Origin of the sequence: Ralstonia sp. AU12-08, assembly GCF_000442475.1 — a bacterium.
Classification (GTDB): domain Bacteria; phylum Pseudomonadota; class Gammaproteobacteria; order Burkholderiales; family Burkholderiaceae; genus Ralstonia; species Ralstonia insidiosa.
The window spans coordinates 106,188-130,542 of sequence record NZ_ASZV01000013.1; the positions used below are offsets into that span (position 1 = coordinate 106,188).

Below are 24,355 nucleotides of genomic sequence, written 5' to 3' on the forward strand. Positions count from 1 at the left end.
CTTTTGCAAGTCGCGTCGTCCTTACTTTGAGCGGGCAGGATGCCATGCGGTTCCGGCGTCCGGGCGATGATCGCGTCGGAAAGGGCACTTCCGGGGTGACTTTTTATGCTCTCAATAAGGCAATCCTAAGCCCGTTCCCCTTGTCACGTCGCGCGAGGCGGGCAGAGTGATGCATGGATCGCCTTCGGCGGCAGTTGGGCGCTAGGCGGGGTTGCACCGCTTGACATCCAATCTGGCTGCGCCCCGTGTTAGAATCTAACGTTTATCTTTCACGTAACACCTTCATTTTTTGGAGTTTTTAATGGCGATCGAACGCACCCTCTCGATTATCAAACCGGACGCAGTGGCCAAGAATGTCATCGGTCAGATCTACGCCCGTTTCGAAGGCGCAGGCCTGAAGGTCGTTGCGGCCAAGATGATCCATCTGTCGCGCGGTGAAGCCGAGCAGTTCTACGCTGTGCACAAGGAGCGCCCGTTCTTCAAGGATCTGGTTGACTTCATGATCTCGGGCCCGGTGATGGTGCAAGCGCTGGAAGGCGAAAACGCAATCGCCAAGAACCGTGACCTGATGGGTGCAACCGACCCGAAGAAGGCAGAGAAGGGCACGATCCGCGCCGATTTCGCTGACAGCATCGACGCCAACGCCGTGCACGGTTCGGACGCTGCTGAAACGGCTGCTGTGGAAGTCGCTTTCTTCTTCCCCGGCCTGAACATTTACAGCCGCTAAGCGTCAACACTAGACTGGAATTGGTGGTTTCGGGTTGCAAGTCATGAACGATGTGGTGAATCTCCTCGATTTCGATGCACAGGGCCTTCTCGCGTACTGCGAGAGCCTGGGCGAGAAGTCGTTCCGCGCCAAGCAATTGCAGCGCTGGATTCACCAGTCGGGCGCGTCCGATTTTGGCGAGATGACCGATCTCGCCAAGTCGCTGCGCGAAAAGCTCGCGACCCGCGCCAACATCCAGGCGCCGGCGGTCATTTCCGATCACCTCTCGACGGACGGCACACGAAAGTGGCTGGTCGACGTGGGGCAAGGCAATGCCGTCGAGACGGTCTACATCCCGGAAGAGACGCGCGGCACACTGTGCGTGTCGTCTCAGGCGGGATGTGCCGTCAATTGCCGGTTCTGTTCGACCGGCAAGCAAGGGTTCTCGCGCAACCTCAGCTCGGGCGAGATCATCGGCCAGCTCTGGATGGCCGAATTCGCCATGCGCAAGCAACTTGGCCGCGGCCCCAAGGATGACCGCGTCATCACCAACGTCGTGATGATGGGTATGGGCGAGCCGTTGCTGAACTACGATGCGTTGGTGCCCGCATTGCGTTTGATGCTGGACGACAACGCGTACGGCCTGTCGCGCCGACGTGTGACGGTATCCACTTCGGGTGTGGTGCCGATGATGGACCGTCTCGCGCACGATGTGCCGGTTGCGCTGGCGGTGTCGCTGCATGCCTCCAACGATGCGCTGCGTGACGTGCTTGTGCCGCTGAACAAGAAGTACCCGTTGGCCGAACTGATGGCAGCCTGCCGCCGCTATCTCGAGTTCGCGCCGCGCGATTTCATCACCTTCGAATACTGCATGCTGGATGGCGTCAATGACACCGTCGAGCACGCTCGCGAACTGCTGCGCGTCGTAGCTGACGTGCCGTGCAAGTTCAACCTGATTCCGTTCAATCCGTTCCCCGAGTCCGGGTTGAAGCGCTCGAACAACGAGCAGATCCGCCGTTTCTCGCAGGTGCTGCTGGACGCCGGCATCGTCACCACCATCCGTAAGACGCGTGGCGACGACATCGATGCTGCCTGCGGCCAGCTGGCTGGCGAGGTCAAGGATCGCACGCGCTTGGCTGAGCGCGGCAAGTTTGGCAAGATCGTCGAGATCCCCGTGGTTGGGGCCGACTCCACTCACCGCATGGGTACCGCATGAAGCGTTGGTCGACTGCTGTCAGTTTGGTCTTCACGCTGGCAGCCGCCGGATGCGCATTGCCGCCGCCGGTCCAGACACAGACACGAGAAGTTTCGACCGTCCCCGATCAAAAGGCAGACATCGGCCGTCGTGCTGCGATCCGATTGCAGCTTGCAACGCAATATCTGGAAGCCGGCCAGGCTGCAACCGCGCTTGAAGAGATCAAGAACGCCATTGCGATCGACCCGAGCGTGCCGGGTGCGTATCACATTCGTGCGCTGGCTTACATGAATTTGGGCCAGCGCGAGCAGGCAGACGACAGTTTCCGTAGTGCCCTGGCCGCGACGCCACAAGACGGCGATCTGCTGAACAACTACGGCTGGTTCCTGTGCTCGCAGGGTGGCAAGCCCGATCAAGGTATGGCGATGCTGCGTCAGGCCATCGAGGCGCCGGCAGCGGGCAGCCCGGCCAAGCCGTGGACCAACCTGGGTGTTTGCCAGATGCGCCAGGGCGATCTGGATAGCGCGGAGAAGAGCCTCACCCGCGCCACTTATATCGATGCCAACAGTCTGCTGACCAACATGACGTTGGCGCAGCTCTACTACAAGCGCCGCGAGTATGCGCGTGCCATGCCATTCGTCGAACGCGTGAACAGCCGCGGCAATCCGACGGCAGAGAGCTTGTGGCTGGGCGCACGCATCGCACGCCGTGTGGGCGATGTCTCGCAGCAGAATGCATGGAGCGCGCAACTGCAGCGCCGTTTCCCCAATGCGCCCGAAGAGGCGGCTTTCGAACGAGGAGCATGGGATGACTGACCGCGACGTGGCAAGCGCCGCCGACCTTTCTCAAGGTGCCGCGCCTGCCTCGGGTTCGCCCGCGGCCGTATCGCCGGAGCGTGATGATGCGCTGCGCGAGATTGCTGAACGCCTGCGCGCTGGCCGGGAGCACCAGCGCCTGACGGTGGAAGACCTCGCCACGCGCCTGAAGGTGGCACCGGGCAAGCTGTTGGCCGTGGAGGCCGCAGATGTCAGTGCGTTGCCGGACATGACGTTCGCCAAGGGGCTGATCCGCGCTTATGCGCGCGTTCTGCAGGTTGACGTTGATGACCAGCTTGTCCGACTGAACGCACGTGCGCCGGTCGCCAATATCGGTTTGCGCCCCGAAGGTGGGCTGGGTGAATCATTCTCCGACAAGCCGAGCTTTTCCAAGCGTCGTGGCGGCGGCTGGCTCATTGGGCTCGTGGTTGCCGTGGTTGTGGCCGGCGGTGCGCTTGCCGGCATGGACCGTCTGAAGCAGTGGTTCGCCGCGCAGACAGCTGCTACGCAGTCCACCGAACCTGCCGCGAAGGAGATCGCGCCGACTGAACAGCAACCGGCTCCGGCCGAGGCCGCGCAAGCACCTGCCCCGGCACAGACGGAAACGCCGGCCGCGTCGCTGCCGACGCCGCTCACGCCCGTGGCACCGGCTGCCCCGGCTTCCGGTGTGGTGACAGCACCGCTGACACCGCCGCCCACGCTGCCGCGGTCGGACAATGGCAATGGCGCCGCACTGGCACCCGTGGCTGACGCCGCCAGCACCAAGCCTGCCGTGGTGAACGTCGATGCCCCTGCCGCTATTGCACCGAACGAAGCCGCCAAACCGGCAGAGTCGGCAACGGGTAACAGCGCAGTCTCAGTGCGTTTTTCGGGCGCCTCTTGGTTTGAGATCAAGGACAAGTCCGGTAAGACGCTCGCCAGCGGCTTGGCCAAGGAAGGTGACGCGCGCGACCTGACCGGCACGCCGCCGTTCAAGGTCACCTTCGGGAATGCTGAGGCCGTTGAATCGCTCACCGTTGGTGGCGCATCGGTCGACATCCAGAAGTACGCCCGCAATCGCGTGGCACGGGCCACGTTGCCCTGAACCGTTTTGTTGAATGGCGCGGCGCCTGATTGGGCGCCGTGCCTTGTCTGATCATGGAAACCACCACGCCCCTCGATTGCGCTCCTGCCTTGCCTGGCCCCCTGCCGCGCCGGAACTCGCGCGCGGCAGAAATCCGCTGGGGTGATCGCATCGTTCACGTGGGCGGCGCTGCGCCGGTCTGCGTGCAATCGATGACGAACACCGATACGTCGGATGCTATCGGCACGGCGATCCAGGTGAAGGAATTGGCGCGTGCCGGTTCTGAGCTGGTGCGCATCACGGTGGATACGCCGGCTGCGGCTGCCGCAGTGCCGGCCATCCGCGAGCAACTCGATCGCATGGGCGTGGACGTGCCGCTGGTGGGCGATTTTCACTACAACGGCCACAAGCTGCTGCAGGACTATCCCGAGTGCGCGCAGGCGCTGTCCAAGTACCGCATCAACCCGGGCAATGTGGGGCAGGGCGCGAAGCGTGACACGCAGTTCGCGCAGATGATCGAGATCGCCTGCCGCTATGACAAGCCCGTGCGCATCGGCGTGAACTGGGGCAGTCTGGATCAGGATCTGCTCGCACGCATCATGGATGAGAACGCTCGGCGTGCGACGCCATGGGATGCCCGCACCGTGATGGTCGAAGCGCTGATCACCTCGGCAATCCAGTCTGCGCAGAAGGCGGAAGAAATCGGTTTGCCGGGTAGCCAGATCATCCTGTCATGCAAGGTTTCAGCCGTGCAGGATCTGATCGCGGTGTACCGTGAGCTGGCGCGCCGCTGCAACTACGCGCTGCATCTCGGTTTGACCGAAGCCGGCATGGGCAGCAAGGGCATCGTCGCTTCGACGGCCGCGCTGTCGGTGCTGCTGCAAGAGGGCATTGGCGACACGATCCGCATTTCGCTCACGCCCGAGCCGGGCGCGCCGCGTGAAAAGGAAGTCATCGTGGCGCAGGAGATCCTGCAGACCATGGGCCTGCGCAATTTCACGCCGATGGTCATCGCCTGCCCTGGCTGTGGGCGTACCACCAGCACGGTGTTCCAGGAGCTGGCTGCACGTATCCAGTCGTATCTGCGCGAGCAGATGCCGACGTGGAAGGTCACGCACCCTGGTGTCGAAGAGATGAACGTGGCCGTGATGGGCTGCATCGTCAATGGGCCGGGTGAGAGCAAGCATGCCAATATCGGCATCTCGCTGCCGGGCACGGGCGAATCGCCGGCAGCGCCGGTGTTCGTCGACGGCGTGAAGGTGAAGACGCTGCGCGGAGAGCGCATCGCAGAAGAATTCCAGACGATCGTCGACGAGTACGTGCGCACGCATTACGGCGCGCAAACCGAGACGGCATAAGGCTTCACAGCAAAAAATGACAAGCCGGCCTGCAGATGAGGCCGGCTTTTAACGTGACATCATGAGCGAACTCAAACAACAACGCGCGCAGAAGATCGCTGGCGTCAAAGGCATGAATGACCTGTTGCCCAGCGACGCCCCGCTGTGGGAGCACTTCGACAACGCGGTGCGCAGCATGCTGCGCGCCTACGGCTACCAGCAGATTCGTACGCCGATCGTTGAGCAGACGCAGCTGTTCGTGCGTGGCATTGGCGAAGTGACGGACATCGTCGAGAAGGAGATGTATTCCTTCACCGACAGCCTGAATGGCGAGCAACTGACGATGCGCCCCGAAGGGACCGCCGCCGCCGTGCGTGCCGTGATCGAGCACAACCTGCTGTACGACGGCCCGAAGCGCCTGTGGTACACGGGCCCGATGTTCCGCCATGAAAAGCCGCAGCGCGGCCGCTACCGCCAGTTTCACCAGGTGGGCGTGGAAGCGCTGGGCTTTGCTGGCCCGGACATCGACGCTGAAGTCATCCTGATGTGTCAGCGCCTGTGGGATGACCTCGGCCTGGTCGGCCTGAAGCTTGAGCTGAATTCGCTCGGCCAGGCGGAAGAGCGCGCCGCGCACCGTGCGGATCTCATCAAGTATCTGGAAGGCTTCCAGGACATCCTCGATGAGGATAGCAAGCGCCGCCTGTACACCAATCCGCTGCGCGTGCTCGACACGAAGAATCCTGCGCTGCAGGCCATGGCGGCCGGCGCACCCAAGCTGATCGACTATCTGGGCGACGAATCCCGCGCGCACTTCGACGGTGTGCAGAAGCTGCTCAAGGCGAACAACATTCCATTCACGATCAATCCGCGCCTGGTGCGCGGGCTGGATTACTACAACCTCACGGTGTTCGAGTGGACGACCGACAAGCTCGGCTCGCAAGGTACCGTGGCTGGGGGCGGCCGCTATGATCCGCTGATCGAGCAGATCGGCGGCAAGCCGGCACCCGCATGCGGTTGGGCCATGGGTGTCGAGCGCATCATCGAATTGCTGCGTGAAGAACAGCTGGAGCCGGAAGCGCAAGGTTGCGACGTCTACATCGTCCACCAGGGCGATGACGCACAGGTGCAGGCACTGGTGGCTGCCGAGCGTCTGCGTGACGCCGGTCTCGACGTCATCCTTCACGCTTCGGCGGAAGGGCGCAATGGCAGCTTCAAGTCGCAGTTCAAGCGTGCCGACGCAAGTGGCGCATCCTATGCGGTTATCATTGGTGACGACGAAGTGGCCCAAGGCGTGGCACAGATCAAGCCGCTGCGCGGTGATCCGAATGCGGATGCCCAGCAGACCGTACCGGCTGACCAACTGGTCGACCGTCTGATCGATGCCATGGTGGCAAACAGCGACTAACTCCAAAACCTCAAGCTCTGCAAAGCATGGCCTACGATCTCGAAGAACAGGAACAACTAGAGAGCCTCAAGCACTGGTGGCGTGACAACGGCAACGTGGTGACGTGGATCGCCATCGTGGTGCTGTTGGCCGTGGCTGGGTGGTTTGGCTGGAAGAACTGGCAGCGCAAGCAGGCGGGCGAAGCGTCCGTGCTGTATGAGCAGGTGCAGAAGGCCGTCGATGGCAAGGACGCCGAGAAGATCAAGCGCGCCGCCACCGACATGGAAGACAAGTTTGGCGGAACCGCTTACGCGCAGATGACCGCGCTGGCTGCAGCCAAGGCGCTGTATGAGGCCAACGATGCTGCCGGCGCGAAGGCGCAGTTGCAATGGACCATCGATCACGCGCGCGATGGCGAATACAAGGCGCTCGCCAAGCTGCGCCTGGCAGGTCTGCTGCTCGACGAGAAAGCCTACGATCAGGGCCTCGCGCTAGTCTCCGGCGACGTTGCGCCGGCGTTTACCGCACTGTTTGCCGACCGTCGTGGTGACCTGCTTGCCGCGCAGAACAAGACCGAAGATGCGCGTGCGGCCTACAAGCTGGCGCTCGAGAAGTTCGGTCCGACGGACGCTTCGGCTCGCCAGATCGTGCAGTTCAAGCTGGATGCCCTGGGCGGTGCCTGATCGGCAACGTTGGTGCACCTCAACGCATAACAAAAGGATCTCGATTTCATGATTCACGCACTTGAGCAGGGTGGTCTCGCGCGCGCAGCGCGTGTCGCAGTGCTGGCACTGGCGGCGACGGCCGTTCTGGGCGGTTGCTCGCTGTTCAGCAGCAAGGTCAAGCATGAACCTGCCAAGCTGAAGGACGTTCAGCAGGTGCTGGCCGTGAGCCAGGCGTGGAGCGTGAGCGTCGGCAAGAGCGGCCGCTACGTGATGCAGCCGTTCGTCTGGGGCAACAACGTTTACGTGTCGGCCGCCAACGGCGGGGTGACGGCGCTGGATGGCGCAACCGGCCGCACCGTGTGGCAAGGCAAGGCAGATGTCGATCTGACCTCCGGCCCGGGCAGCGACGGCACACTGACGGCCGTGGCTGGTGAGAAGGGCACCGTTGTCGCGTTCGACGAGAAGGGCGCGCAGAAGTGGAAGAGCACCGTCAACGGTGAAGTCCTGACCGCTCCGCTGGTCGGCCAGGGCCTGGTGATTGTGCGTACGACCGATGGCCGCATCCTTGGCTTGGATGGCAGCAATGGCGATCGCAAGTGGATCTATCAACGCTCGCCGTCGGCACTGAACCTGCGTAGCAGCCTGCCGATGATCTTTGCCGGTGACAATGTCATCCTGGGCTTTGCCGGTGGCAAACTGGGCGCGCTGGCGGCCAACAACGGTGCGCTGCGCTGGGAAGCGGCGGTATCGTATCCGCGTGGCGTGTCGGAGATTGAGCGCCTGAACGACGTGACTGGTTCACCGTCGATCGATGGTCAGCAGGTGTGCGCGGCCAGCTTCCAGGGGCGTGTGGCGTGCTTCGATGTCAGCACGGGTGCTCCGCGCTGGGGCCGCGATTTCTCCTCGCCGACCGGCGTGACGCAGGATGGTGGTTCGCTGTTCGCGGCGGATGAGAAGTCGATCGTCTACGGCTTCAATGCCCAGAATGGCGCAGACCTGTGGAAGAACGACGCGCTGCTGTGGCGTGATCTGGGTGCGCCGCTGGCATTTGGCCGTGCGGTCATCGTCGGCGATTTCGAGGGCTGGCTGCACTTCCTGGCGAGCGACAGCGGCAAGTTTGTCGCCCGCGTGAAGCTGGACGGCAGCGCCATCAGCGCGGCGCCAGTGGTGGTCGGCCAGACGCTCGTCGTGCAGACGCGCGGCGGTGGCGTCTACGGTTACTTGCCGAAGTAACACCTGCCGTCGCGTGCAGATAACGCCGCGACGGCAAACGAATCACTCGGGGCGGCTGGCAGTTGCCGGCGCCTTGAACCTGCGCCCGCGTATCCCGCGGGCGTCTTGCATCTGTTCGGTAGGCCGTGCGGGTGCCAACCGCAGTTGCAACAACCGGAATTTGCCGTGACGCCATTCGCGCACGGTACACAAGCATGAAACCAGTCATTGCCCTCGTGGGGCGGCCGAATGTCGGCAAATCGACCCTGTTCAACCGTCTGACGCGCTCGCGCGACGCGCTGGTCGCGGACATCCCCGGCCTGACCCGCGACCGCCACTACGGCGAAGGTCGCATCGGCGAGCGTCCGTTCATCGCGATCGATACCGGCGGCTTCGAGCCCGTCGCCAAAGAGGGCATCGTCGCCGAGATGGCCAAGCAGACGCGCCAGGCCGTGGTCGAGGCCGACGTGGTCATCTTCATCGTTGATGGCCGCTTGGGGTTGGCACCGCAGGATCGTGTGATTGCCGACTATTTGCGCAAGACTGGACGTCGCATCCTCCTGGCCGTCAACAAGGCCGAGGGCATGCGGTACACGGCAGTCGCCTCCGATTTCTACGAGCTCGGATTGGGCGATCCAGCAGCCATTTCGGCTGCGCATGGCGATGGCGTCAACGACTTGGTGGCGGAAGCGCTCGACCTTGCGTTTGCCGAGCGTCCGGAGCTTGCCGAGGCAGCCGATGCGCACAGCCACGGTACGCGGATTGCCATCGTTGGTCGCCCGAACGTCGGCAAGTCGACGCTGGTGAATGCGCTGATTGGCGAAGAGCGCGTGATCGCGTTCGACATGCCGGGCACCACGCGCGACTCCATCTATGTGGATTTCGAACGCAACGGCAAGCCGTACACGCTCATCGACACGGCTGGTTTGCGCAAGCGCGGCAAGGTGTTCGAGGCGATCGAGAAATTCTCGGTGGTCAAGACGCTGCAGTCGATTGCAGATGCCAACGTGGTGGTGCTGCTGCTCGATGCGCAGCAGGATATTTCCGACCAGGACGCACATATCGCCGGCTTTATCGTTGAATCGGGCCGTGCGCTGGTGGTTGGCGTGAACAAGTGGGATGGGCTCACGGGCCATGCGCGTGACCGTATCAAACACGATCTGGAGCGCAAGCTGCAGTTCTTGTCGTTCGCGAACGTGCATTACGTCTCGGCCAAGGAAAAGACCGGTATCGGCGCGCTGCTGAAATCGGTGGATGCTGCCTACGCTGCCGCCATGGTCAAGCTGCCGACGCCCAAGCTCACCCGCGTGTTGCAGGAGGCGGTGGAATTCCAGCAACCGCGTCGCGCGGGGGTCTCGCGTCCGAAGCTGCGCTATGCCCACCAGGGCGGTTCCAACCCGCCGATTGTCGTGATCCACGGCAATGCGCTGTCGAATATTCCCGACACTTACCGCCGCTTCCTGGAAGGGCGTTTCCGCGAGGCCTTCCAACTGAAGGGCACCCCGCTGCGAATCGAATTTCGTACGAACAAAAACCCGTACGCCCAATCCAACGAGTGAGCGTGTGCCAAGCCGCGCTCGAATGAGGGCGGGGCGCGCCGGGGGCATTCGAATGGGGGATCATCAGAAGGCTGAGCTAGCCATTTCGTATGGCGAAGTCAGCGCAGTTTTCCGTTTGCTTTCCCTGATTTCTAAGGCTAAATTCACGAAACATGGCGCCTCGTGCGCCATTGGTGTCGTTTAGATTCACCTGGCGGACTCTTTTGACGAACTTTTTTTGCGTCGCCTGCTTGAACCCGGGCTTCCCAGCCCCATAACCCATCACTAAACCTATAAATCTGGAGTGTGCCATGAGCAACAAAGGGCAATTGCTACAAGACCCGTTTCTGAATGCGCTGCGTAAGGAGCATGTGCCGGTGTCGATCTACCTCGTCAACGGTATCAAGCTGCAAGGCAATATCGAGTCGTTCGACCAGTATGTCGTGCTCCTGCGCAACACCGTGACGCAGATGGTGTACAAGCACGCAATCTCCACCGTGGTGCCGGCCCGTGCCGTGAATTTCCGCGTGGACGAAGCGTCCGACGCCTAATCCTGCCTCGCTCCCGCCGCCCTCTGCGCGGCGGGACGCACCCACCTCGGTTTCCCCCTTCTTTATTTCCCCCGCTTGGCATCCCATCCCACCTCCAGCTCGGAGCCGACGCGCGCTATTTTGGTTGCGGTCGATTTCGGCAAACACGATTTTCAGGAAAGCCTGAGTGAACTGGCATTGCTGGCTTCCACGGCAGGCTCCAACCCCGTGCGCGCTGTCACCGGCAAACGTTCCCGGCCCGACGCATCGCTGTTCATCGGCTCGGGCAAGGCTGAGGAGGTGAAGATCGCCGCGGATGAGGAGGACGCCGAGATCGTCATCTTCAACCACGCGCTGAGCCCCGCGCAGCAACGTAACCTCGAGCGCTTTTTCGGTCGCCACGTGGTGGACCGGACAGGCCTCATCCTCGACATCTTCAGCCAGCGTGCGCAGAGCCACGTCGGCAAGGTGCAGGTGGAACTTGCAAGCGTGCGCTACCAAGCGGCACGTCTGGTGCGGGCATGGAGCCACTTGGAGCGACAGAAGGGCGGGGTCGGCCTGCGTGGCGGCCCGGGTGAGCGCCAGCTTGAGTTGGACCGCCGGATGCTGGATGAGCGCGCCAAGCGCTTGTCGTCCGAGTTGGATAAGCTGCAGCGCCAGCACGATACGCAACGCCGTTCGCGCAGCCGCAACGATGCATTTTCCGTCTCGCTGGTCGGTTATACCAACGCCGGCAAGTCGACCCTGTTCAACTCCTTGACCAAGGCGCGCACCTACGCTGCCAACCAATTGTTCGCCACGTTGGATACGACTTCCCGCCGTCTGTACCTGGAAGGTTTGGGCAACGTCGTGCTGTCCGACACGGTCGGTTTTATCCGTGATCTGCCGACGCAGCTGGTGGCGGCTTTCCGCGCCACGCTGGAAGAAACCGTGCACGCGGACGTGCTGCTGCACGTGGTGGACGCGGCCAGTACGGTCAAGCACGAGCAGATGGAGCAGGTGGACCGCGTGCTCGATGAGATCGACGCCAGTGGCATCCCGCAGATTCTGGTGATGAACAAGATCGACGCGGCTGAGGAGTTGCGTGCTCAAGGCCCGCGTATCGAGCGAGACGAAAACGGTGCCGTGCGGCGCGTGTTCGTGTCCGCCATCGAGGGCGCGGGGCTGGATCTGCTACGTGAAGCGCTGGTGGAAACGGCAATTCGCTTGCGCGAGAACCCGGCGTCGCATGGTGGTGACTTCGATCCGCGCTTCGATACCCGTCGGGATCACCTCCCTGCGCAACGTGACGAACTGTCGCAGAACCTGCTTGGTGGCAGCTCTTCCGCCGAAGGTGACGAAGCGGGCTGATAGAATCACCCGTTACTTCTTTTGCAGTCAGACAATCAGGACAAGCCCAACCGCTCATGCCCGAGATTTCGACCCAGTCTTCTTCCATAGCCTCGCCCCGTCCAGTGCTGGGCATGTGGCACCGCTTGCGCGTGCTGCTTTCACTGAACGATCCACGCTGGGGTCGCGGCGACGACAACGCCGAGCGCGAAAACAAGGATGAGCCGAAGCGCCAAAGCAAGCCGCCCCAGGATGGTCCGCCCGACCTCGACGAGTTGTGGCGCGACTTCAACCGCCGCCTGAACAACCTGTTCGGCCGCAAGGAAGGTGGCGATGGCGGTAATGGTGGCCCGACGCCGCTGCGCCCCAGTGGTGGTCGCGGTGGTTCCGGCCTTGGCGTTGGTGTGCTGCTGGCGGTGCTGGTGGGGCTGTGGCTGGCCAGCGGCTTCTTCATCATTCAGGAAGGCCAGACCGGTGTGATCCTGCAATTTGGCCGCTTCAAGTATTTGGCCACGCCGGGTATCAACTGGCGTCTGCCGTACCCGATCCAATCGCACGAGATCGTCAACCTGTCGGGCGTGCGTACGCTGGAAATCGGCCGCACCACGCAGATCAAAGACACGAACCTGAAGGATTCGTCGATGCTCACGCAGGACGAGAACATCGTCGACGTGCGCTTCTCGGTTCAGTACAACATCGAGGATCCGGTCAAGTATCTCTTCTTCAACCGCACGGATCGTGGCGGCGATGAGGAGCTCGTCACGCAGGCCGCTGAAACCTCTGTGCGTGAGATTGTCGGCCGCAACAAGATGGATTCCGTGCTTTACGAAGGGCGCGACGCCGTCGGCCGTAACTTGGCAGAGTCGATCCAGCGCATCCTTGCGGCCTACAACACCGGTATCCGCATTCTCAGCGTCAACGTGCAGAGCGTGCAGCCGCCCGAGCAAGTGCAGGCCGCGTTCGATGACGTGACCAAGGCAGGCCAAGACCGCGAACGCGCGATCTCCGAAGGTCAGGCCTATGCCAACGACGTGGTGCCGCGTGCCAAGGGTACGGCTGCGCGTCTGATGGAAGAGGCGCAGGGCTACAAGGCGCGTGTCACGGCACGTGCGGAAGGTGATGCGGCTCGCTTTGCCTCTGTGCAGCGCGAGTACGCGAAGGCGCCGCAGGTCACACGTGACCGTATCTATCTGGAGACCATGCAGGACATCTACGCCAACGCAAACAAGGTGCTGGTCGACCAAAATGGCAACGGCAATCTGCTGTACCTGCCGCTGGACAAGCTGATCGCGCAGACGCAGGGCGATGCTTCTCGCCCAGCAACGGCTCCCGGCGCTTCACCGCAGGACAGCGGTTCGGCGCAAGGCGTGCCCACGCCCTCCAACCCGTCGTCGATGAGTGACGCCGACTCGCGCTCGCGCGAGGCGCTGCGTAACCGCGATCGCGATTCCCGCTAAGAGGAGGGCATATGAATCGTCTGATTTCCGCCCTCGTGGCGCTGGTGATTGCCCTGGCGGTGTTCTCGTCGGTGGTGTTCGTGGTGGACCAGCGGCAGTACGCCGTGGTGTTCGCTTTTGGTGAGATCAAGCAAGTCATCAAGGAGCCGGGGCTGCACTTCAAGCTGCCGCCGCCGCTGCAGAACGTCGTGTTCATGGACAAGCGCCTGCAGACCATTGATGTGGCCGGTGCTGACCGCTTCATCACAGCAGAGAAGAAAAACCTGCTGGTCGACTGGTTCGTGAAGTGGAAGATTGCTGATCCGCGCTTGTTCTACGTGAGCTTCAAGGGCGACAACCGCCTCGCACAGGACAGCATGACGCAGAAGATCAACTCCATCGCCCGCGATGAGTTTGCGCGCCGTACCGTCTCCGACGTGGTTTCCACGGATCGCGAAGCCGCGATGCAGAGCATCCTCAAGGGTGTGCAGGAGTACGGCAAGTCGGTGGGCGTGGACATCATCGACGTGCGCCTGAAGCGCGTGGACCTGCTGGCCAGCGTGACGGAGTCGGTCTATCGCCGCATGGAAGCCGAGCGCAAGCGCGTGGCCAACGAACTGCGTTCGACCGGTGCCGCCGAGGGTGAAAAGATCCGCGCCGATGCCGACCGTCAACGTGAAGTCGTGCTGGCCGATGCCTACCGCGATGCGCAGAAGATCAAGGGTGAGGGCGATGCCCGCGCCGCAGATATCTACGCCGATGCGTTTGGCCGCGATCCGCAGTTCGCCGCGTTCTGGCGCAGTATGGAGGCCTACCGCGCGTCGTTCCGCGATCGTAAGGACGTGATGGTCCTGCAGCCGAACAGCGATTTCTTCAAGTTCATGCGCAGCCCGAACGGCGGTGGTTCGGCGGCATCACCAGCGGCTGCCCAGTCGGGGCGACATCGCTAGTACAATGCGTCGCTGATCGTATTTGCGGCGGACAGACCCCGGCTTGCCGGGGTTTTGTTCGTTCGCCACCTGCATCCCATGGAAGAGTCACTCCCCACCGTTTTGCTGGCCGCGTGCGCGCTGGTGCTCGTATTCGAGGGCATCCTGCCGTTTGTCGCGCCGCGGGCCTGGCGACGTGCCTTCCAGGCGATGACCGAGCTGCCCGACGAGAAGTTGCGTGCGATCGGGCTGGTGTCAATGGCGGTGGGGCTGATCCTGTTGCGCCTGCTGCATCACTGAACCGCTTTTCGCACTTCCTGAAATTCCGCTGTACTGAGACTTCCGACCGAGACTGCCATGCCGACGAATTGGCTGCTGCCTGAATCCATTGCCGACGTGCTGCCTTCCGAGGCGCGCAAGATTGAAGAGTTGCGCCGCCGCATGCTCGACCTGTTCCGCACCTACGGCTACGAACTGGTCATGCCGCCAATGCTGGAATACATCGAGTCGCTGCTCTCCGGCACCGGCCATGACCTGGATCTGAAGACGTTCAAGCTGGTCGATCAGCTCTCCGGCCGGACCATTGGCCTGCGTGCCGACATCACGCCCCAAGTCGCCCGCATTGATGCCCACCTGCTGAACCGCGCCGGGGTGACGCGCCTGTGCTACGCCGGCTCGGTTTTGCACACGCGTCCGAGCGGTTTTCACGTCACGCGTGAGCCGTTGCAGATTGGTGCCGAAATCTACGGCCACGCCGGTCTGGAAGCCGATCTGGAGATCCAGGAACTCATGCTCGCGGCGTTGTCGGCGGCAGGCTTGGCAGATGTGCGCCTCGACCTGTGCCATGTTGGCGTGTTGGCAGCTCTGCTGGAGCAGGCGCCGGTCGCGCTGAGCGTGCAGGATGAACTGTTCACCGCATTGGCGTCCAAGGACGTCCCAGCGCTGCGGGCGTTGACGGCCGACCTGCCCGCGGCTCAGCGCGATGCGATCAACCTGCTGCCGTCGCTGTACGGTGGTGTCGATGTGCTCGCTCGTGCCCGTGCGCAACTGCCGGCGCTGCCCGCTATTGGTCGCGCGCTGGATGATCTCTCCACGCTGGCCGAGCGCGCTGGAGGTGCCACGGTCAACATCGACCTGGCCGATTTGCGTGGCTACCACTACCACAGCGGTGTGATGTTCACGGCATACGTGGCTGGCGTGCCCAATGCGGTGGCGCGAGGTGGTCGTTACGACAAGGTTGGCGAGGCCTTTGGTCGCGCCCGCCCGGCGACCGGCTTTTCGCTGGATCTGCGTGAGGTCGCTGGCATTTCTCCGGTGGAGGCGCGTGCCGCCGCCATCCACGCCCCGTGGTCGGGTGATGCCAAGCTGCGTGAGGCGATTGCCGCCCTGCGCGCCGCCGGTGAAATCGTCATCCAGTCGCTGCCGGGCCATCCGGAAGATCTGGAGGAATTCGCCTACGATCGCCAGCTTGTAGAAGAGGGCGGTCGCTGGATCGTTAAGCCCCGCAACGCTTCAGTCTGAGGCTGTTGCATAACGTTGTGTAAATACCCGGTAATTTCAGGGAAGACCCTGGCAACAAGGGTAGAATACGTTTTTAACCCATCTGCAAATTCAACATGTCCGCACCAGCAGTGAGCCAAGGACGCAATGTCGTCGTCATCGGCACCCAGTGGGGTGACGAAGGTAAAGGGAAAATCGTCGATTGGCTGACCGATCATGCGCAAGGCGTGGTTCGTTTCCAGGGCGGACATAACGCAGGCCATACCCTCATCATCGGCGGCAAGAAGACGATCCTGCGTCTGATCCCGTCGGGCATCATGCGCGATGGCGTCGCATGCTACATCGGTAACGGTGTGGTGCTCTCGCCCGAGGCGCTGTTCAAGGAAATCGACGAGCTGGAGTCGGCCGGCGTGCAGGTGCAGAACCGCCTGCGTATCTCGGAAGCCGCCACGCTTATCCTTCCGTACCATGTTGCCATCGACAAGGCGCGCGAACTCAAGCGCGGTGCTGCCAAGATCGGTACGACCGGTCGCGGCATCGGCCCGGCGTACGAAGACAAGGTCGCTCGCCGTGCGCTGCGCGTGCAGGATCTGTTCGATCCGGCCTACTTTGCCGAGCGCCTGCGCGAGAACCTGGACTTCCACAACTTCGTCCTGACGCAGTACCTGAACCACCCGGCGCTGGACTTCCAGCAAGTGCTGGACGAGATGCTGCCGTACGGCGAGCGCCTTGCGCCGATGGTGACGGACGTGTCGGCTGAACTGTTCGCCGTGAATGCCGCGGGCAAGAACCTGATGTTCGAAGGCGCGCAAGGCACGCTGCTCGACATCGACCACGGCACCTATCCGTTCGTCACGTCGAGCAATTGCGTGGCTGGCAATGCGGCTGCCGGTGCGGGCGTGGGTCCGGGCCAACTGCACTACATCCTGGGTATCACCAAGGCGTACTGCACGCGCGTGGGCTCCGGCCCGTTCCCGAGCGAGCTGTACGACGCAGATAACCCTGCTCGTCAGGATCCGACCGGTGTGCGGCTGGCTAACGTTGGCAAGGAATTCGGTTCGGTCACGGGCCGTCCGCGCCGCACTGGCTGGCTGGATGCTGCCGCTCTGCGACGTGCGATTCAGATCAACGGCGTGTCAGGCCTGTGCATCACTAAGCTCGACGTGCTCGATGGCCTCGAAACCATCAAGCTGTGCGTTGGCTACAAGCTCGACGGCAAGGAAGTCGACATCCTGCCGCGCGGCTCTGACGTCGTGGCGCGCTGCCAGCCGATCTATGAAGAGTTTCCCGGCTGGAACACGTCGACCTTCGGCCTGAAGGAGTGGGACGCACTGCCCGAGACCGCCCAGGCGTATCTCAAGCGCGTGGAAGAGGTGGCTGGCATTCCGATCGCCATGATCTCCACCGGCCCGGACCGCGACGAGACCATCCTGCTGCGTCATCCGTACAAGGACTGACGTGCTGCGCTCGCGCATGTGACAGACTCGCCCGGTGATTCGCCGGGCGAATTTGCATTCAGCAGCGCATTTACTGAACACGACAGCGGCAACTCATGCCGCATTCATGATCAAGAAGAGGAACACGATGAACCAGCCGATCAACGATGACTCGCACCTGTGGGTGTCCTGGGATGACTATCACGGCTTGATCGAGCGCCTGGCGCTGGTTGTGCATGAGTCGGGCTGGAAGTTCGACAAGATTCTGTGCCTGGCGCGTGGTGGTCTGCGCGTGGGCGATCAGCTCTCCCGTATCTATGACCTGCCGCTGGCCATTCTGGCCACCAGCAGCTATCGCGAGGCCGCGGGCACGCAGCAGGGCGATCTCGATATCGCTCAGTACATCACGATGACGCGCGGCGAGCTGTCGGGTCGCGTGCTGCTGGTCGACGACCTGGTGGACTCGGGCATCACGCTTGAGCGCGTGGGGCGCCACCTGAAGGAGCGCTATCCTGCCGTCACCGACGTGCGCACCGCCGTGCTGTGGCACAAGGCATGTTCGAAGATCAAGCCGGACTATGCGGTGCAGTTCCTGCCGACCAACCCGTGGATTCACCAGCCGTTCGAGGAATACGATACGCTGCGCCCGCACAATCTGGCGGCTTGGATCAAGCGCGGCAAGGCGCGTGCGGCTGGCAACGGTGAGGCGCCGGCGGTTTGAGTCGTTGGTGGATTGCGTCGAAGCAATGGGGGAGTGGTGTGTGCGGCTTGCGCCGTGCGTGCCACTTCGGTAACCTCACGTGACGGGTCGCAACACGGGCCCGAAACCCGCGCACGGACTGGCTTTGCAGAATTTGGTCAATGCAGGCCGCGCGGATGATCGAAGTGCGGCGCGTCTTAAGGGATGCGCCGGGCATCGAGCCCACCCAGCGCCTGGGATGCGCGAGCCGGTGATCCTGGCCCAGCCCCGGTGTGATAGCCGAGACACAATGCCTGTCGTCCTTCGCGGAATGTCGCGTCAGCCACTGAACAACAATCCGATCACGGAAAAGAAAAACGGCGCAACTTGCGTTGCGCCGTTCCTAAACTCTGGTGCCCAGGAGAGGACTCGAACCTCCACGGAGTTACCCGCTAGTACCTGAAACTAGTGCGTCTACCAATTCCGCCACCTGGGCAGGTGTGCGTGTACTGAAGCTGAAATTATCACGGGTTCTATCGAACCTGTCAACACTTTAGAAGAAAAAATTGAATCAGCCGACTTATCCGATCCCGAGCCGCGAGGAAATCCTCGGCGTGCTGCGCACTTCGGGGTCTCCGCTGTCTGCCACCGATATCGCTAAGACGCTGTCGGTCACCCGTAAAGAGCACGATGGCTTTATCAAGCGTCTGACCGCCATGGAGCGGGATGGTCAGATCGAACTCAACCGCAAAGGGCGCTACGAATTGGCGCACCAACCCAACTTCATCGAAGGCCGTGTGATTGGCCATCGCGATGGCTTCGGATTCTTCGTCCGTGATGATGGCGAGCCGGACATTTTCCTGCCCGAGCGCGAAATGCAGAAGGCCATGCATGGCGACCGCGCCCTGGTGCGTGCCGTGGGCTACGACCGCCGCGGGCGATCGGAGGGGCAGATCGTCGAAATCCTTCAGCGTGCCAACAAGCGCATCATCGGCCGCCTGCTCTCGGAGAGCGGCACGCTGGTGGTGGCGCCAGAAGACAAGCGCCTGGGCCGCGACATCCTGATTGCGCCGAAGGGGCAGGGTAAGGCGAAGGTTGGCCAGGTGGTGAGCGTGGAGATCCTGGAATATCCGGATCGCTACGTGCAGCCGATTGGTCGCGTGGTCGAAGTCCTGGGCGAGATCGACGATCCTGGCATGGAGATCGAGATCGCCGTGCGCAAGTACGGTGTGCCGCACGAGTTTTCTCAGCCGACGCAGCGTGAGGCCGAAGCATTGCCGGACGCTGTGCGTGAGGCCGATTTGGCTGGTCGCATCGACCTGCGTGATGTGCCGCTCGTCACCATTGACGGTGAAGACGCGCGCGACTTCGATGATGCGGTGTATGCCGAGCCCGTGAAGATCGGCCGCAGCAAAGGCTGGCGCCTGATTGTGGCGATTGCCGATGTGTCGCACTACGTGCGGCCCGGACATCCGCTGGATGCCGACGCCATTGATCGTGCCACTTCGGTCTACTTCCCGCGCCGCGTGATTCCGATGCTGCCGGAGAAGCTCTCCAACGGGCTGTGCTCGCTGAACCCAGAGGTGGATCGCCTGTGCATGGTCTGCGACGCGGTCATCAGCGCCAAGGGCGAGATCAAGGCCTACCAGTTCTACCCTGCGGTGATGCACTCGAAGGCGCGTCTGACCTACAACGAGGTCTGGTCGATCCTGTCGAATGTGAAGGGCCCGGAGGCTGCGAAGCGCGCACCGCTGGTGCCGCATCTGCAGGACCTGTACGAGCTGTATCAGACGCTGCTCAAGGCGCGCCGCGAGCGTGGCGCGATTGACTTCGATACCACCGAGACGTACATCGTCTGCAACGCGCAGGGCAAGATCGAGCAGATCCTGCCGCGCACGCGTAACGATGCACACCGGCTGATTGAGGAGTGCATGCTGACGGCCAACGTCTGCGCGGCCGAGATGCTGGAGAAGTACAAACATCCGGCGCTGTACCGCGTGCACGCGGGCCCGACGGAAGAAAAGCTGCAAGCACTGCGCGCCTTCCTGAAGACCAGCGGCCTGACGCTGGGTGGTGGCGACAAACCCCAGGCGTCTGACTACGCGGAGGTGATGGAAAAGATCGCCGCGCGCCCCGATGCGCCGATGCTGCAGACCATGCTGCTGCGCTCGATGCAGCAGGCGGTCTACAGCCCGGACAACATCGGTCACTTTGGTCTGGCGTACCCGGCCTATGCGCACTTCACCAGCCCGATCCGCCGCTATCCGGACTTGCTGGTGCACCGCTCCATCAAGGCGATCCTGCAGCGCACGCGCTATGTGCCGGCGCTGGCGCCGGGCGTGCAGCTGAACAGCGCACTGTCGCCCAAGGCGCGCCGCCTGCAGGCGGAAGCCGAAAAGGGCGTGCCGGCCGCCGTTGTCAACAAGGCCAAGGCCGAGGCGATCTGGCATGAACTGGGTGTGCATTGCTCGGCCAACGAGCGCCGCGCGGACGAGGCCTCGCGCGATGTCGAAGCCTGGCTCAAGTGCTACTTCATGCGCGACAAGCTCGGCAACGAGTTCTCGGGCACGGTCAGCGCAGTCACGTCGTTCGGCATCTTCGTGCAGCTCGACGAGCTGTATGTGGAGGGCCTGGTGCATGTGACCGAACTGGGCAGCGACTACTTCCAGTACGACGAAGCCCGCAACGAGCTGCGCGGCGAGCGCACGGGGATCCGCTACCGCCTGACCGACCGCGTGCGTGTGCAGTTGCTGCGCGTGGATCTGGATGCACGCAAGATGGACTTCCGCCTGATTCAGGAGCCGTCGGCCAAGGCGCTGCGGCCGACGAAGGTGGCAGGGGCACCGGAAGCCACGGCAGGCCGCCAGCCCGCTGTTGCTACGCCCGCGCCGCCGGTCGGCCGCAAGAAGCCGCGGCAGTTGGCGGCGCTGCTGGGCGGCACGGCCAAGCCGGAGGAATCGTTCGACGAGACGCTCGACCGCGTCTTCGAGGAGCAGCCGGTGTTCGAGCCGGGCTCGCGTGCACAGCCGCCGGGTCATGCGCATGCCAAGCCGGCCCGCAAAAGGCAGGCAACGCGTGCGCCCAAGCCCAAGGGCGGTGCCAAGACCACTGCACGCAAGGCGCCGGCCAAGGCACCGCGGAAGTCCAAGGGGCGCTGACCCCCTGGAAAACCGCTGAGGAGCGAGGGCAGACGGGTACAATCGCGCCATGTCTAAATCCAAGCTCCTCATCGGCTTCCATGCCGTAACCGCCCGACTGCGCCACGGCGCCAAGTCGATCGACGAAATCTATTTCGAGGCCAACCGCCGCGACCGCCGCATGCAGGATTTCCTGAAAGCGGCGGAAGCAGCCGGCGTGCGCCTGATTCCGGCTGATAACGAACGTCTGCGCGGCATTGCCGGCACTGATCGCCATCAGGGTGTGGTCGCCAAGGCGGAATCGCTGTCGCTGGCGCTCAATCTCGACGAACTGCTCGACGGCATTGAAGGCACTCCGCTGTTGCTGGTGCTCGACGGCGTGACCGATCCACACAACCTGGGCGCTTGCCTGCGCGTGGCTGATGCGGCGGGCGCGCATGCTGTGATTGCGCCGAAGGATCGCAGCGTTGGCATCAACACCACGGTGGCCAAGGTGGCCAGCGGCGCTGCCGAGACCGTTCCGTACATCACCGTGACCAACTTGGCGCGCACGCTGCGCGAGTTGCAGGAGCGCGGCGTGTGGGTGATCGGCACGGCGGATGAAGCCGAGCAGGATCTCTACCAAGCCGACTTCAAGGGCCCGATCGCCATCGTGATGGGCGCTGAAGGCGAGGGCATGCGCCGCCTCACGCGAGAGACGTGTGATGCGCTGGTCAGCATCCCCATGGCAGGTAGCGTGGAGAGCCTGAACGTGTCGGTGGCCAGCGGCGTTTGCCTGTTCGAGGCGGTGCGTCAACGCGCAGCCGCACCGGCCAAGAAGTGATGTCTGTTGAACCGACGGCTGCGCCTGACGCGGCTGCGTTGATGCAGGCGCGTGCCTGGCTCGAGTCTGCAGACCGCATCATGGTGCTGACCGGCGCGGGGGTGTCGGCGGAATCCGGCGTGGCCACGTTCCGTGATGCGCTCACGGGCTTGTGGGAGAAGTTCAAGCCCGAAGACATGGCGACCGAGGCTGCCTACCGCAAGCACCCGCGCATGGTGTGGGACTGGTACCAGGAGCGCCGCGAACGTGTGCTGCAGGCCCAGCCGAATCCCGCCCATCTGGCGATTGCCGCCTTGGCCAAGCGCAAGACAGTGACGGTCGTCACGCAGAACGTCGATGGCCTGCACCAACGTGCCGGCAGCGAAGGCGTGATCGAGCTGCACGGCAACCTGTTCGTCGACAAGTGGCTGGGCGGCTGCGGTAAATGTGATGTGGCGACGGCTGAGCCGGGAAGGCCGCCGCGTTGTGCGACATGCGGCGCGATGCTGCGTCCGGGCGTGGTGTGGTTTGGTGAACAGCTTCCGCTGGTGGCGAACTACCGCGCCGAAGAGGCGGCCAACACGTGTGACGTATGCCTGGTGGTGGGCACGTCCGGCATGGTGTATCCGGCGGCCGGATTGCCGGGTCTTGCGAAGGACCACGGCGCCAAGGTGATCGTCGTGAATCCGGAGCCGAGCGCGCTGGATGGAACGGCCGACCTGGTGATCCACCAGCCGGCGGGCGTGTGCTTGCCCGCCATGCTGGGGTAAGGCACCGCCTTCTTTTTAAGCCGCTACGCGCAGCGGCTCAATCAACGCTTCCAATTTGACCACATCCGCAGCAAACAGGCGGATGCCTTCGGCCAGCTTTTCCGTTGCCATGGCATCGGCGTTCATGTGCCAGCGGAATGATTTCTCGTCGGCGGGCAGGCGCACGATGTTGGCGGCATTGGCGTTGTCCGGCGAGAGCTTGCGCTCGACCGGCGCATCGGATTGCTGCAACTGGGCGAGCAGGTCCGGGCTGATGGTGAGCAGGTCGCAGCCCGCCAGTTCGACGATCTGCGACACATTGCGGAAGCTCGCGCCCATCACCTCGGTCGCGTAGTCGAACTTCTTGTAGTAGTTGTAGATGCGCAGGACGGACTGCACACCCGGGTCGTTCGCGCCGCCTTGGGCGACCGGGTCCCAGTTGGCGCCGGCGTCTTTCTTGTACCAGTCGTAGATGCGGCCGACGAAGGGCGAGATGAGCTGCACGCCCGCCTCCGCGCACGCCACGGCCTGCGCCAGCGAGAACAGCAGTGTCATGTTGCAGCGGATCCCTTCGGCGCGAAGCTGGTCTGCCGCGCGAATGCCTTCCCAGGTCGATGCAATCTTGATCAGCACACGCTCGCGTGCCACGCCGCGCGCTTCGTACAGCGAGATCAGGTGCTTGGCCTTGGCGACCGTCGCCTCGGTGTCGAACGACAAACGCGCATCGACTTCAGTCGACACGCGACCCGGGATGATCGAGAGGATTTCGCAGCCGAATGCCACGAGCACGGCGTCGATGATGTCTTCCACGCCGCCATTGCCACTACCGCTACGTGCGTCGCGCACGGCTTGTTCCAGCAGCGGGCGGTATTCGGCCTTTTGCACGGCCTTCAGGATCAGCGATGGGTTGGTGGTCGCGTCGTGCGGCGCGTAGGCGCGCATGGACTGGAAATCGCCCGTGTCCGCGACGACGGTGGTGAACTGCTTGAGTTGATCGAGCTGAGTCATGAAGCGAGTCCGTGGTACGTTCCAGCGTTGCGCTGGAGGTGGAAGGATGAGTCGATTGTACTCCGCGGGTTTGGCTCCGCCAGCCGGCCGAGAGCCATCGTATTGATCCGGTACACTACCGGGTTTTCCGATTCCGACCGGTTTCTTGGGGTGTTTGCGATGACGCAGGATGAACTGAAGGCACTGGTGGCACAGGCCGCCGCAGATTACGTATTGGCTAACGTGCCCGAGGGCGCGGTACTGGGTGTCGGCACCGGTTCGACGGCCAACCTGTTCATCGACGCGATGGCACCGCACAAGGCACGCTTTGCCGGCGCGGTGTCGAGCTCCGAGGCGTCGACGCGTCGCCTGCAGGGCCACGGCTTCACGGTGCTCGATTTGAACGAAGTCGACGCAATTCCCGTGTACGTGGATGGCGCCGATGAGATCGACGCCTCGGGCGCGATGATCAAGGGCGGCGGCGGTGCGCTCACACGCGAGAAGATCGTCGCATCGGTCGCCAAGACGTTCGTCTGCATTGCCGACGGCAGCAAGCTGGTTGAGACGATGGGCGTGTTCCCCCTGCCGGTGGAAGTGGTGCCGATGGCACGTGCCGCCGTGGCGCGCCAACTCGCCGCGCTGGGCGGTCAGCCGCGTCTGCGCATGACCAAGGAAGGGCAGATCTACAAGACCGACAACGGCAATGTGATCCTCGACGTGGTGGGGTTGCGCATTGCCGATCCGAAGGGACTGGAATCGGTGGTCAACGACATCCCGGGCGTGGTCACCGTGGGCCTGTTTGCCAAGCGCGGTGCCAACGTGCTGCTGCTGGGTACGGAAGCGGGCGTACAGCGACGCGATTTCTGACCGCTACACCGCCGCCAAGCACCAAACAAGCATGCCGTTCAGTTCACGCTGAACGGCAT

The 24,355-nt window shown here is 63.1% G+C and carries 22 protein-coding genes and 1 tRNA gene; 21 read left to right on the forward strand and 2 right to left on the reverse strand.

All coding sequences use genetic code 11. The features are described 5' to 3' along the window. Positions 1-301: 301 nt before the first annotated feature. The 17 genes from ndk to C404_RS39050 all read left to right on the forward strand — a co-directional run bounded on the left by ndk (position 302) and on the right by C404_RS39050 (position 17,796). Positions 302-727 (forward strand): nucleoside-diphosphate kinase, encoded by a 426-nt coding sequence (gene ndk / locus C404_RS38970; RefSeq protein ID WP_021194187.1) that lies wholly within the window; start codon positions 302-304, stop codon positions 725-727. Between the two features lie 43 nt (positions 728-770). Further along, positions 771-1,922 carry a 23S rRNA (adenine(2503)-C(2))-methyltransferase RlmN gene (rlmN, locus tag C404_RS38975; RefSeq protein ID WP_021194188.1) on the forward strand — a complete coding sequence of 384 codons (1,152 nt, stop codon included), beginning with the start codon at positions 771-773 and terminating at the stop codon, positions 1,920-1,922. After that, positions 1,919-2,716, forward strand: a complete 798-nt coding sequence (pilW, locus tag C404_RS38980) for a type IV pilus biogenesis/stability protein PilW (RefSeq protein WP_031329166.1) — start codon at positions 1,919-1,921, stop codon at positions 2,714-2,716. Before rlmN ends, pilW begins: the two co-directional genes overlap by 4 nt. Continuing rightward, positions 2,709-3,800 (forward strand): RodZ domain-containing protein, encoded by a 1,092-nt coding sequence (locus C404_RS38985; protein WP_021194190.1) that lies wholly within the window; start codon positions 2,709-2,711, stop codon positions 3,798-3,800. Before pilW ends, C404_RS38985 begins: the two co-directional genes overlap by 8 nt. A 53-nt stretch (positions 3,801-3,853) precedes the next feature. After that, positions 3,854-5,137: a flavodoxin-dependent (E)-4-hydroxy-3-methylbut-2-enyl-diphosphate synthase gene (ispG, locus tag C404_RS38990; protein ID WP_031329168.1), complete on the forward strand. Its 1,284-nt coding sequence runs from the start codon at positions 3,854-3,856 to the stop codon at positions 5,135-5,137. Between the two features lie 61 nt (positions 5,138-5,198). Further along, entirely contained in the window at positions 5,199-6,521 is a 1,323-nt protein-coding gene (gene hisS, locus C404_RS38995) for a histidine--tRNA ligase (protein WP_021194192.1), read from the forward strand. 26 nt (positions 6,522-6,547) lie between these two features. Further along, positions 6,548-7,183 (forward strand): YfgM family protein, encoded by a 636-nt coding sequence (locus C404_RS39000; protein WP_021194193.1) that lies wholly within the window; start codon positions 6,548-6,550, stop codon positions 7,181-7,183. Positions 7,184-7,231: 48 nt separating this feature from the next. Next, positions 7,232-8,398: an outer membrane protein assembly factor BamB gene (bamB, locus tag C404_RS39005; protein ID WP_021194194.1), complete on the forward strand. Its 1,167-nt coding sequence runs from the start codon at positions 7,232-7,234 to the stop codon at positions 8,396-8,398. Between the two features lie 194 nt (positions 8,399-8,592). After that, positions 8,593-9,936, forward strand: coding sequence for a ribosome biogenesis GTPase Der (gene der / locus C404_RS39010; protein ID WP_021194195.1), 1,344 nt, complete (start codon positions 8,593-8,595; stop codon positions 9,934-9,936). A 290-nt stretch (positions 9,937-10,226) separates the two neighbouring features. After that, on the forward strand, positions 10,227-10,466 hold the full coding sequence (hfq, locus tag C404_RS39015) for an RNA chaperone Hfq (RefSeq protein WP_003263868.1): 240 nt from the start codon (positions 10,227-10,229) through the stop codon (positions 10,464-10,466). A gap of 75 nt (positions 10,467-10,541) precedes the next feature. Further along, a complete protein-coding gene (gene hflX, locus C404_RS39020) occupies positions 10,542-11,795 on the forward strand; it encodes a GTPase HflX (protein ID WP_031329170.1) in 1,254 nt (417 codons plus the stop codon). A gap of 56 nt (positions 11,796-11,851) precedes the next feature. After that, a complete protein-coding gene (hflK, locus tag C404_RS39025) occupies positions 11,852-13,231 on the forward strand; it encodes an FtsH protease activity modulator HflK (protein WP_031329171.1) in 1,380 nt (459 codons plus the stop codon). Positions 13,232-13,242: 11 nt separating this feature from the next. Beyond that, positions 13,243-14,160 (forward strand): protease modulator HflC, encoded by a 918-nt coding sequence (hflC, locus tag C404_RS39030; protein WP_021194198.1) that lies wholly within the window; start codon positions 13,243-13,245, stop codon positions 14,158-14,160. A gap of 78 nt (positions 14,161-14,238) precedes the next feature. After that, entirely contained in the window at positions 14,239-14,439 is a 201-nt protein-coding gene (locus tag C404_RS39035) for a DUF2065 domain-containing protein (RefSeq protein WP_031329172.1), read from the forward strand. A gap of 57 nt (positions 14,440-14,496) precedes the next feature. Further along, positions 14,497-15,660 carry an ATP phosphoribosyltransferase regulatory subunit gene (locus C404_RS39040; protein ID WP_021194200.1) on the forward strand — a complete coding sequence of 388 codons (1,164 nt, stop codon included), beginning with the start codon at positions 14,497-14,499 and terminating at the stop codon, positions 15,658-15,660. Between the two features lie 95 nt (positions 15,661-15,755). After that, on the forward strand, positions 15,756-17,096 hold the full coding sequence (locus C404_RS39045) for an adenylosuccinate synthase (protein WP_021194201.1): 1,341 nt from the start codon (positions 15,756-15,758) through the stop codon (positions 17,094-17,096). 127 nt (positions 17,097-17,223) lie between these two features. After that, a complete protein-coding gene (locus tag C404_RS39050) occupies positions 17,224-17,796 on the forward strand; it encodes a phosphoribosyltransferase (RefSeq protein ID WP_031329173.1) in 573 nt (190 codons plus the stop codon). A gap of 369 nt (positions 17,797-18,165) precedes the next feature. On the opposite strand, the gene C404_RS39055 is transcribed toward C404_RS39050, so the two are convergent. After that, positions 18,166-18,250, reverse strand: a tRNA-Leu gene (locus tag C404_RS39055). A 70-nt stretch (positions 18,251-18,320) separates the two neighbouring features. On the opposite strand from C404_RS39055, the gene rnr reads away from it, so the two are divergent. Genes rnr through C404_RS39070 form a run of 3 tightly spaced genes read left to right on the forward strand, consistent with a single transcriptional unit; the run spans position 18,321 to position 22,463 of the window. Next, a complete protein-coding gene (gene rnr / locus C404_RS39060) occupies positions 18,321-20,912 on the forward strand; it encodes a ribonuclease R (protein ID WP_031329174.1) in 2,592 nt (863 codons plus the stop codon). A gap of 49 nt (positions 20,913-20,961) precedes the next feature. Further along, a complete protein-coding gene (rlmB, locus tag C404_RS39065; RefSeq protein ID WP_021194204.1) occupies positions 20,962-21,714 on the forward strand; it encodes a 23S rRNA (guanosine(2251)-2'-O)-methyltransferase RlmB in 753 nt (250 codons plus the stop codon). Next, positions 21,714-22,463, forward strand: a complete 750-nt coding sequence (locus C404_RS39070; protein WP_021194205.1) for an SIR2 family NAD-dependent protein deacylase — start codon at positions 21,714-21,716, stop codon at positions 22,461-22,463. Before rlmB ends, C404_RS39070 begins: the two co-directional genes overlap by 1 nt. A gap of 15 nt (positions 22,464-22,478) precedes the next feature. Here C404_RS39070 and tal read toward each other — a convergent pair whose 3' ends face one another. After that, complete coding sequence (gene tal / locus C404_RS39075; RefSeq protein ID WP_021194206.1) at positions 22,479-23,450, reverse strand: transaldolase; 972 nt, start codon at positions 23,448-23,450, stop codon at positions 22,479-22,481. 159 nt (positions 23,451-23,609) lie between these two features. Here tal and rpiA point away from each other — a divergent pair, with 159 nt between their 5' ends. Next, positions 23,610-24,296, forward strand: coding sequence for a ribose-5-phosphate isomerase RpiA (rpiA, locus tag C404_RS39080; RefSeq protein ID WP_021194207.1), 687 nt, complete (start codon positions 23,610-23,612; stop codon positions 24,294-24,296). Positions 24,297-24,355: the final 59 nt, after the last annotated feature.

What these genes read in the sequence shown, in the direction of transcription:
- ndk (WP_021194187.1), top strand. Translation starts at nt 302, where the DNA reads ATGGCGATCGAACGCACCCTCTCGATTATCAAACCGGACGCAGTGGCC.
- rlmN (WP_021194188.1), top strand. Translation starts at nt 771, where the DNA reads ATGAACGATGTGGTGAATCTCCTCGATTTCGATGCACAGGGCCTTCTC.
- pilW (WP_031329166.1), top strand. Translation starts at nt 1,919, where the DNA reads ATGAAGCGTTGGTCGACTGCTGTCAGTTTGGTCTTCACGCTGGCAGCC.
- C404_RS38985 (WP_021194190.1), top strand. Translation starts at nt 2,709, where the DNA reads ATGACTGACCGCGACGTGGCAAGCGCCGCCGACCTTTCTCAAGGTGCC.
- ispG (WP_031329168.1), top strand. Translation starts at nt 3,854, where the DNA reads ATGGAAACCACCACGCCCCTCGATTGCGCTCCTGCCTTGCCTGGCCCC.
- hisS (WP_021194192.1), top strand. Translation starts at nt 5,199, where the DNA reads ATGAGCGAACTCAAACAACAACGCGCGCAGAAGATCGCTGGCGTCAAA.
- C404_RS39000 (WP_021194193.1), top strand. Translation starts at nt 6,548, where the DNA reads ATGGCCTACGATCTCGAAGAACAGGAACAACTAGAGAGCCTCAAGCAC.
- bamB (WP_021194194.1), top strand. Translation starts at nt 7,232, where the DNA reads ATGATTCACGCACTTGAGCAGGGTGGTCTCGCGCGCGCAGCGCGTGTC.
- der (WP_021194195.1), top strand. Translation starts at nt 8,593, where the DNA reads ATGAAACCAGTCATTGCCCTCGTGGGGCGGCCGAATGTCGGCAAATCG.
- hfq (WP_003263868.1), top strand. Translation starts at nt 10,227, where the DNA reads ATGAGCAACAAAGGGCAATTGCTACAAGACCCGTTTCTGAATGCGCTG.
- hflK (WP_031329171.1), top strand. Translation starts at nt 11,852, where the DNA reads ATGCCCGAGATTTCGACCCAGTCTTCTTCCATAGCCTCGCCCCGTCCA.
- hflC (WP_021194198.1), top strand. Translation starts at nt 13,243, where the DNA reads ATGAATCGTCTGATTTCCGCCCTCGTGGCGCTGGTGATTGCCCTGGCG.
- C404_RS39035 (WP_031329172.1), top strand. Translation starts at nt 14,239, where the DNA reads ATGGAAGAGTCACTCCCCACCGTTTTGCTGGCCGCGTGCGCGCTGGTG.
- C404_RS39040 (WP_021194200.1), top strand. Translation starts at nt 14,497, where the DNA reads ATGCCGACGAATTGGCTGCTGCCTGAATCCATTGCCGACGTGCTGCCT.
- C404_RS39045 (WP_021194201.1), top strand. Translation starts at nt 15,756, where the DNA reads ATGTCCGCACCAGCAGTGAGCCAAGGACGCAATGTCGTCGTCATCGGC.
- C404_RS39050 (WP_031329173.1), top strand. Translation starts at nt 17,224, where the DNA reads ATGAACCAGCCGATCAACGATGACTCGCACCTGTGGGTGTCCTGGGAT.
- rlmB (WP_021194204.1), top strand. Translation starts at nt 20,962, where the DNA reads ATGTCTAAATCCAAGCTCCTCATCGGCTTCCATGCCGTAACCGCCCGA.
- C404_RS39070 (WP_021194205.1), top strand. Translation starts at nt 21,714, where the DNA reads ATGTCTGTTGAACCGACGGCTGCGCCTGACGCGGCTGCGTTGATGCAG.
- tal (WP_021194206.1), bottom strand. Translation starts at nt 23,450, where the DNA reads ATGACTCAGCTCGATCAACTCAAGCAGTTCACCACCGTCGTCGCGGAC.
- rpiA (WP_021194207.1), top strand. Translation starts at nt 23,610, where the DNA reads ATGACGCAGGATGAACTGAAGGCACTGGTGGCACAGGCCGCCGCAGAT.